Origin of the sequence: Nostocoides sp., assembly GCF_035343835.1 — a bacterium.
GTDB lineage: Bacteria > Actinomycetota > Actinomycetes > Actinomycetales > Dermatophilaceae > Nostocoides_A > Nostocoides_A vanveenii.
Genome location: NZ_DAOQZV010000290.1, coordinates 1 through 3,641, shown reverse-complemented (window position 1 = coordinate 3,641; position 3,641 = coordinate 1). Strand labels below are relative to the sequence as shown.

At 64.5% G+C, this 3,641-nt stretch carries 2 protein-coding genes; both read right to left on the bottom strand.

What is annotated here, in order from left to right:
- Nucleotides 1-727, bottom strand: a 727-nt coding sequence (locus PKH97_RS14975; RefSeq protein ID WP_324388379.1) for a 4Fe-4S dicluster domain-containing protein, incomplete at its 3' end; no start/stop codon positions are given.
- A gap of 1 nt (nucleotide 728) precedes the next feature.
- On the bottom strand, nucleotides 729-3,641 hold a 2,913-nt coding region (locus PKH97_RS14970; protein ID WP_324388378.1), incomplete at its 5' end, for a nitrate reductase subunit alpha.

Here is a 3,641-nt window from a genome sequence, read left to right as displayed (position 1 = left end):
TGCACTTCTCGGCCTTGCCGGTCTTGTGGTTGAAGTAGACCTTCTTGTAGGGGCACCCGCTGATGCACATGCGCCAGCCGCGGCACTTGTCCTGATCGACCAGGACGATGCCGTCCTCGGTGCGCTTGTAGATCGCCCCACTCGGGCAGGACGCCGCGCACGAGGGGTTGAGACAGTGCTCGCAGATGCGCGGCAGATAGAACATGAAGGTCTGCTCGAACTCGAACTTGACCTTGTCCTCGATGCCCTTGAGCATCACATCCTTGGGGCCGTACTGCGGCGCACCGCCGAGGTCGTCATCCCAGTTGGCCGACCAAGAGACATTCATCTTCTTGCCGCTGATCAGCGAATGGGGCTGCGCGACAGGGAAGTTCTTCTGCTGCGGGGAGTTGAGCAGGGTCTCGTAGTCGTAGGTCCACGGCTCGTAGTAGTCCTCGATCGTCGGCAACTTGGGGTTGCTGAAGATCGACGCGAGCTTCTTCAGGCGCGATCCGGAGCGCAGGGTGAGCTTGCCATTGCCCTTGCGCACCCAGCCGCCCTGCCACTCCTCCTGGTCCTCGTAGCGGCGCGGGTAGCCGAGGCCGGGCCGCGTCTCGACATTGTTGAACCACACATACTCGGTGCCCGTCCGGTTGGTCCACGCCTGCTTGCAGGTGACCGAGCAGGTGTGGCACCCGATGCACTTGTCGAGGTTCATCACCATGGCCATCTGCGCCATTACACGCATGTCAGTACTCAACCTTCTGGTCGGTGCGGCGGCGGATCATGGTGACTTCGTCGCGGTTGGAACCGATCGGCCCGATGTAGTTGAAGAAGTAGGCGAGCTGCGCATAGCCGCCGATGATGTGGCTCGGCTTGATCATGATCCGGGTCAGCGAGTTGTGTATGCCGCCGCGCTTGCCGTCGCGTTCGGTGAGCGGGACGTCGATGAGGCGGTCCTGAGCGTGGTGCATATAGACGGTGCCCTCGGGCATCCGGTGGCTGACGATCGCGCGGGCCGCGACCACGCCATTGCGGTTGACCGCCTCGACCCAGTCGTTGTCCGTGATCCCGACCTTCGCTGCGTCGACATCGGACATCCAGATCGTCTGCCCGCCTCGGGAGAGGCTGAGCATGAAGAGGTTGTCCTGGTATTCGGAGTGGATGGACCACTTGTTGTGCGGCGTCAGATAGCGCACCGAGATGCCGTGCTCGTTCTGCTCGCCGATCGGCTTCTCTCCGAACAACAACGTCATATTCAGCGGTGGCCGATAGACGGGCAGGGATTCACCCATCCCGATCATCCAGTCGTGATCGAGATAGAAGTGCTGGCGGCCGGTGAGCGTGTGGAAGGGCTTGGAGCGCTCGATATTGATGGTGAACGGGGCATAGCGCCGACCCCCGGACTCCGATCCGGACCATTCCGGTGACGTGATGACCGGCACCGGCTGGATCTGAGTGTCGGCGAAGGTGATCTGCTTGCCCTCGTGCTCGGCCGATAGGTCGTGCAACTGCGTGCCCGTTCGCTTCTCGACATTGGTGAAGCCGAGCGTCGCGAGGTGGCCGTTCGTCGTCCCCGAGAGGTGCAGGATGGCGTCGGCCAACTGCACATCGGTCTCGACCTTGGGTTGCCCGGCGCCCGCTCCGGTCGTGGCCGTGCCATTGCGTTGCCGCAGGATGCCGATCTCGCGCTTGACGTCGTACGGGACGCCCTTGGTGAGCATCCCGACGTTCTCCATCAGCGGGCCGATCGACGTCATCTTCTCGTAGGTCGCCGGGTAATTCCGTTCTGCGACAGCGAGAACAGGCATGGTCTTGCCGGGGACCGGCTCCACCTCACCGGTGCGCCAGTCGAGGACTCGGCCGTGCACGGTGGCCATCGCCTCGGGCGTGTCGTGCCAGAGCGGCTTGGCGACGACGTCCTTGCGGACACCGAGGTGATCCACGGCGAGCTCGGAGAAGCGCTTGGCGATCGCCTTCCACGTGTCCCAGTCGGTCTTGGATTGCCACGGCGGCGCGATCGCCGGGTTGAAGGAGTGCACGAAGGGGTGCATGTCGGTCGTGGACAGGTCGTGTTTCTCATACCACGTGGCCGCCGGGAGGACGACATCGGAGAGCAGCGTCGAACTCGTCATCCGGAAGTCGAGGGTGGTGAGCAAGTCGAGTTTGCCCTCGGCCGCCCGGTCGGTCCACGTGATCGTCGTCGGGCGCTTGCCCTCCGGTGCTTCCACGGCGGTGCAGGCATCGTCGGTGCCGAGCAGGTGGCGCAGGAAGTATTCATTGCCCTTGGCGCTGGAGCCGAAGAGGTTGGAGCGCCACAGGCTCAGCACGCGCGGATGGTTTTCCTCCGCCTCCGGATCCTCGATCGCGAACTTCAGCTCGCCCGACTTCAGTTGCTGCACAACATAATCCGCGGGGGCCATGCCGACGGCTTCGGCCTCGTCGGCGAGGGCCAGGCTGGACTTGGTGAAGGTCGGATAGCTGGGCGACCAGCCGAGCCGGACCGATTGGGCGATCAGATCGATGACGCTCTTGCCGGCGAACATCCCCGTGCCGCAGTTGGTGTCATCGGCGGTGAAGGTGTCATAGCGGTATTGGCTGGTGTTGACATACCAATAGGCCGTCTGGTTCATGTGGCGCGGCGGCCGGTGCCAGTCCAGGGCGAACGCCATGTGCTGGAAGCCCATGATGGGCCGGATCTTCTCTTGCCCGACATAGTGCGCCCACCCGCCGCCATTGCGCCCCTGGCACCCGGTGATCGTCGTCAGCAGCAGCATGGCCCGGTAGATCTGATCCGAGTGATACCAGTGATTGGCGCCGGCACCCATCAGGATCATGCCGCGCCCCCCGGTGTCGATCGCGTTCTGCGCCCACTCACGCGCCAACCGGGTGACCTGCTGAGCCGGGACGGAGGTGAAGCGCTCCTGCCAGGCCGGCGTGGCCGGCGCGCTCGGGTCGTCGTAGCCTGTCGGCCAACGGCCCGGAAGTCCCTCTCGCTCGACGCCGTAGTGGGCGAGCAGCAGGTCGAGCACCGTGGTGACGACATGGTCACCGACGCGTCGCACGGGGACGCCGCGCGCTTCATACGCAACGTGGCCGTCGGGTGCGTCGAAGCGCGCGAAGTTGACGAGGGCGGTGTCCTCCCGCGCGTCATACAGGCTCAGTGCGGGCACGAGGTCACCGAGGTCGAGATTCCACTTCCCCCAGCCTTCCTCGCCGAAGCGGAAGCCGAGGGAGCCGTTGGGGATCGCCACCGATCCGGTTGCCGCGTCGAAGATCGCGGGCTTCCACATGGCGTTCTCGGAGTTCTTCTCTGGGATGTCGAGGTCACCGGCGACGAGATTCTTGCCCTGGGTCCACGTCCCATCCCCGTTGTCCTGCAGGGCAATCAGGAAGGGCAGGTCGGTGAATCGCCGGTTGTAGTCGACGAAGAAGTCGACCTGCCGGTCGGCGAAATACTCCTTGAGCAGGACGTGTCCCATGGCCATCGCCAAGGCCGCGTCCTCGCCCGGGTTGCAGGAGACCCACTCGTCGGCGAACTTGACGTTCTCGGCATAGTCGGGGGCGACGGCGAGCACCTTCTGGCCGCGATAGCGCGCCTCGGTCATCCAGTGCGCGTCGGGGGTGCGCGTCAGCGGGACATTCGAGCCCCACATGATCAG